We start from the raw sequence: 4,987 nt of genomic DNA on the forward strand, positions 1-4,987 counted from the left end.
TGAGCTTCCGCAACAACGCCCGTGAAGCCATGGAGTTTTACAAGAGCGTCTTCGGCGGCGAGCTGGTGACCAACACCTTTGCCGACTTCCACGCGAGCCAGGAACCCGCCGAAGACCATCTGGTGATGCATTCACAACTGGAATCACCCTCCGGCCTGACACTGATGGCCTCGGACACGCCCGCCCGCATGGAATTCAACCCCGGCACCACATTCAGCATCTCCCTCAGCGGGGAAGACGACGCCGAGCTCCGCGGCTACTGGGAGAAGCTCTCCGACGGCGGCGCCGTGACCATGCCCCTGGAAAAAGCCCCCTGGGGAGACACCTTCGGAATGTGCAACGACAAGTTCGGTGTGGCCTGGCTGGTCAACATCACCGGAGCCAAGGACTAACACCCCGAAATAGTGGAGGGCAGTGAACGCGCCCGAAAGCAGCGTGCCGGTTGGTGACGAGGACGTAGTGCCCGAGCATCGACGACCAAATTGGCTGGCTGGAAACCAGTCCCGGGATTCTCCCGGGGATTTGACTGGGCTAAGGCCGAAACGGCGGATGGCTCCATCGGCACGGTATCGATGGAACCATACGTGGTGGGACGTAGGCTCCTAGGAGGGTCTTGGCAAAGCCGACGTCCCACGGTCAGAGCAAAGTCCGGGAGGCGCTTCGCACAATGGATCGCGTCGACTTATCAAAGACGGCCGCGTAGCGGGTATCGAATATTCAATGGGTAACGCGCGCGCAGCATCGTATCTGCAGCTGCCGAAACACCGGGCGACGTCGGTGTTCCGGCAAGGAGCTGACGATGAGCAAACCACCCCTTCACGAGACTGCGCCATCGAGTCCTCGTAGGCGTCAACACTCCGGGCGGGATCAACCAGCTCAGATTTGGGCGTGCTCGTCCGTGTCGTGCACTCAAAGCAAACACAGTCCCGCCGTCCTTGCAGGCGTGCGGGCACCCGAACTACCTAGGAGCACCATGGCCCACGCCGAGAATGAAACCACCATCAACCGCACTCCCGAGGAGGTCTACGCGTTCCTCGCGGACGGACTCAACAATCCCACGTGGCGCCACGGGGTTCAACGCATCGCCCTCAAGAGCGGCCCGGCGGGAGCCGTGGGCGCAATTTACGCCCAGACCCTGACCGGACCCGGCGGCCGGCCCATCGCCGGCGATTATGAAATCACCGAGGCGGCCCCCGGCCGGCTCCTCCGCTTTCACGTTGTTGCCGGCCCGGCCCGGCCCTTCGGCGAATACCGACTCAGCGAGGCTCCCGGCGGCACTGCCATCAGGTTTTCCTTGGAACTGCACCCGAAAGGACTCATGAAACTCATGGGACCGATGATCAACAAGACCATGCAGAGCGAGGTCGCGCAATTGACCGCCCTCAAGACCACCCTCGAATCCGCTTCCCGCTGAAGCGCTGGAATTGAAGGAAGCCCGTTGAAAGAACACCCCGGAATCAACACCGACCTGCGTCGCCATCCGCCCGGACGCGCAACAAACCTCGGGCAGGGGCTGGTGCGGCTGACGTTCGAGCGGGAATACGCCCACCCGCTCCAACGTCTCTGGCAGGCCGTCACCGATCCTGCGGAAACAGCAACGTGGTGGGCCCGGTCCCGTGGATCCCTGCAGCCCGGATCCTCCTTTGATCTGCAGTGGCTCAATGCCAGGGACGAAGAAAACGGGACTGACATGGAATGGTGGACCGGTACAGTCCTCACAGTGGATCCGCCGCACGTATTCGAAATCAGCAACGAGATGCACGGCAGCATCCGCTTTGAACTGACCGCTGCGCGCGTCGGCGGCGCCGCCCACAGCACGCGCCTAATATTCACCAACACCATTTCCGCGCCCGAGGCCATGGTGGCCCGGAGCCTGGCGGGATGGCACACCCATCTGGACCACCTCCAGGAAGCCCTCGAGGGGAAACCGGTCCCGTGGCCGCGCTGGTGGGCCGAGATCTACCCCTCGTGGGAAACGATCCACGCGGATTATCTTAAGCGTCGCCGATTGGCTCCAAGTCAACGAGATCATGTGGGTTGAGTGGAAGTTCCTGCCGATGCCCCGGCCGTCGTGCCGTCACAGCTCCGCCAATATCCGGTGTTCGTCAGGTTCTGACTCGCCTCGACAGTGTCCGGTTTCGGCACCTGTATCACGACCCCGGCCCTGTCTGTTCTGATTCTGGTCACAATGAACGGAACACCCTGGACCCGGGCCTGGTCAATGCCGCCCGGCGGGCCCCGTATCCGCTCTTCGGTATTGTCGCCGGAGTCTGGATTGACCGGTTCCCCCGCCGAACGATGCCCATCAGCGGCGGCCTCGGCCGGGGATGTCTCCCCGTTCCGGGCTTGATGGACCTGGAAAGTCTTCGAAGGACCGGTCGTAGGCGCCAGCCTTTCCATGCGTCTGGGACATCGCTGGGGCACGGGCAGGACCATGGTTGCTGCGCGCACAGCCCAGCCGTTGGCGGTTGCCCTTGTTGCGCGGGCACCCATCGAGGCCTGTGGCACCCATACCGGTCAGATTTACGGCTCTGCGCTGCAATGGTCCGGGGAGCTATGGGCTGCGTTGGCCCTGGCCGGCACCGGGCAGCTGCTCTTCGGCATGGCCACGGGCGTGGAAGGCCCGCTGTAAACGGGATATCGCCTGGCCGTGACCCCGGACAGACTCATTGCCCGCGTGAGTGCAACTGTGCCGTCGGTGAACCGTGGAATGATCGTCATCGGGGCACCTCTGGGCGGCTTCATCGCCACCATCGCAGGCACCGGCGCGGCGCTTTGGGCCTCCGTCGTCTTCCTCGTGCTGGCCTCCATGGCGCTTCTCCGTTCCGGGTTCAAAGACGCACGGCTGGAAGATCAACAACTTTCCGACGAAGAAGCACCCATTCCCTGACCCAGAAGCCGCCGGACGACCCTGGCTCCAGGAAAGCCACCGGTGTCCCCTGTGGAGCCGAGGTCCGGGCAGGCGCCGCACCTTGCGTTCAGTTTCTTCACGTAAGGTTCAGGCATCAGGGCCCGTCCGGGGCCCCTTCATGATGGAGGAAAGCATGTCCAAGTTTGTCGTGATCTACGCTGCACCGGAGTCAGCAGAGGCAACCATGGAAAACAACGACCCCGCGGCCGCCGCGGACGGCATGCAGGCCTGGATGGACTGGGCCGGCCGCGCCGGGCAGCACCTCACCGACATGGGCGCCCCGCTGGGCAACGGACGAGAGATCAGCACGACCGGCACATCCGACACCGCTGCAGGCGTCGGCGGCTACTCGATCCTTGAGGCCGAGGACATGGACCAGGCGCTGGCGCTCATGGACGGCCACCCGCACCTGATGATGCCCGGCGCCTCCATCCAGGTTTACCCGGCCCTGGACATCCCCGGAATGTAGCCCGAACGCGAAAGGTCCCTTGTCGTCGTCCCTGAGGACGGCCGGCAAGGGGCCTTGCCCGGCTTGCGCCAGTATCGTGATACGGCGGTCAGGCCACGGCCTGGCTGCTCTGCATCTTTCCGCCGCGGGTGACGAAGGGGAGGAAGCTGCCACGTCCTCTTGGCCTCGAAGGACTCATTCAACACTCAATGTGGTAATTAGAGAATTCATCGACAAGGCAGAGATAACCAACGCCACGTTCCACCGGTGTGTCACGGAGCGGTGCCGGTAACGAAAACTCGGAGTCTCCATGTCTGGGCACTCCGAACTGCTTCCACAGCAAGAGATACGGGAGCCGGACCTGCAACAATGCGAAAACCCGGTGCATTTCGTGAAGATGCTGGTTCCGACGGGGTACTCTCAGTAAACCAAACTGGGGGTAGGGGCATGACGAGCAAGGTTTCCGGAACGCCGCGGGTGCGGGATGTATTGGTGTGCGTGCTGGTGGTTCAGGTGGTGTTCGCCCTGACCGCCGGCGCTGCCCTGATCCTTGACCCCGAAGGCATCCTCGACGATCCGTTCGACCAGCTGATGGCGGCCTTCGTCATCGTGATGCCAATCACGATGGCCGTCGTTCTGGCCGTGCGTTTTCGCCGGGGCCACCGGGCGGAGCGAAGCCGCACGAGGGCAACCGCCCAACTGATGGACACCGTTCTGAGCACCAGCCATGAATGGGTGTGGGCGCTGGATGACCAGGGGCTCTTCACGTTTTGCAGCCCGGCCAGCGCCGGCCTGCTGGGCTGGGAGCCGTCGGAACTTCTCGGCCGGCGATACGACCTCGTCATCGACGGCCGGGACCTTGCCCGGGCCAAGGCGGACATCGCCGCAGCGGGGCCGGGCTGGGACGGGGTCGTTGTGCGGTGCCGGCACCGCGACGGCAGCGCCGTCTGGATGGACGTCTCGGGCACAACGCGCCCATCGACGGAGGGGCAGGGTGGCGGCTTTGAAGGGACGAGCAGGGTACTGCCGCCGCTGAGCGCACGGGAGGCAATCAATTCCCTCAGCCGGGAAAAGCTCCAGGGAATGATTGACCAGGAAATGCTGCTGACTGCGTTCCAGCCCATCCACCACCTGAGCACCGGAAAGCTCCTTGGCGTCGAGGCGCTGGCCCGATTCGTCGACGAGGACGGCGCCGGAACGGAGTTCTGGTTCGCCGAAGCCGCCCAGGTGGGTTTGTTGGGTGAACTCGAATTCGCCGCTCTGGAAACCGCCCTGGCGGCCGCCCAGGCGCTTCCTCCGGACATCTATGTGGCCTTGAACATTTCACCGGAGACCTGCCTGGATCCACGGTTGCCCGGTCTCTTGCAGCGGTCCGGCCTGTCGCTGACGAGGCTGGTCCTCGAACTGACGGAAAGGCTGGAAGTATCCGAGTACGGTCCCCTCCTCTCGGTGCTGGCGCCACTACGGGCCGAAGGCTTACGCATCGCCGTCGACGATGCAGGCTCGGGGTTCGCTTCCATGCGGCACGTGCTCCACATCCGGCCCGACATCATCAAACTGGACCGCAGCCTCATTGCAGGGATCGACGACGACCAGGGCCAGCGCGCCCTCGGTGCGGCCCTGGTCGA

At 64.0% G+C, this 4,987-nt stretch carries 7 protein-coding genes; all 7 read left to right on the top strand.

The features are described from left to right. Positions 1 to 392, top strand: a 392-nt coding sequence (locus AC1DCZ_RS19075; RefSeq protein WP_476975969.1) for a VOC family protein, incomplete at its 5' end; no start/stop codon positions are given. 581 nt (positions 393 to 973) lie between these two features. Then, positions 974 to 1,414, top strand: a complete 441-nt coding sequence (locus AC1DCZ_RS19080) for an SRPBCC family protein (protein ID WP_476975970.1) — start codon at positions 974 to 976, stop codon at positions 1,412 to 1,414. A 24-nt stretch (positions 1,415 to 1,438) separates the two neighbouring features. After that, on the top strand, positions 1,439 to 2,041 hold the full coding sequence (locus tag AC1DCZ_RS19085) for an SRPBCC family protein (protein WP_476897106.1): 603 nt from the start codon (positions 1,439 to 1,441) through the stop codon (positions 2,039 to 2,041). A gap of 357 nt (positions 2,042 to 2,398) precedes the next feature. After that, positions 2,399 to 2,632 (top strand): hypothetical protein, encoded by a 234-nt coding sequence (locus AC1DCZ_RS19090; protein ID WP_476897107.1) that lies wholly within the window; start codon positions 2,399 to 2,401, stop codon positions 2,630 to 2,632. 45 nt (positions 2,633 to 2,677) lie between these two features. Further along, a complete protein-coding gene (locus AC1DCZ_RS19095; RefSeq protein ID WP_476975971.1) occupies positions 2,678 to 2,890 on the top strand; it encodes a hypothetical protein in 213 nt (70 codons plus the stop codon). Between the two features lie 154 nt (positions 2,891 to 3,044). Beyond that, entirely contained in the window at positions 3,045 to 3,380 is a 336-nt protein-coding gene (locus tag AC1DCZ_RS19100) for a YciI family protein (RefSeq protein WP_476897109.1), read from the top strand. Positions 3,381 to 3,806: 426 nt separating this feature from the next. After that, a partial coding sequence (locus AC1DCZ_RS19105; RefSeq protein ID WP_476975972.1) for a sensor domain-containing phosphodiesterase occupies positions 3,807 to 4,987 on the top strand: 1,181 nt, incomplete at its 3' end.

This window comes from Arthrobacter sp. 10N418, assembly GCF_056394725.1.

Bases quoted from the DNA above. Each gene is read 5' to 3' on its own strand.
- AC1DCZ_RS19080 (WP_476975970.1), top strand. From the start codon at position 974: ATGGCCCACGCCGAGAATGAAACCACCATCAACCGCACTCCCGAGGAG.
- AC1DCZ_RS19090 (WP_476897107.1), top strand. From the start codon at position 2,399: ATGCGTCTGGGACATCGCTGGGGCACGGGCAGGACCATGGTTGCTGCG.
- AC1DCZ_RS19100 (WP_476897109.1), top strand. From the start codon at position 3,045: ATGTCCAAGTTTGTCGTGATCTACGCTGCACCGGAGTCAGCAGAGGCA.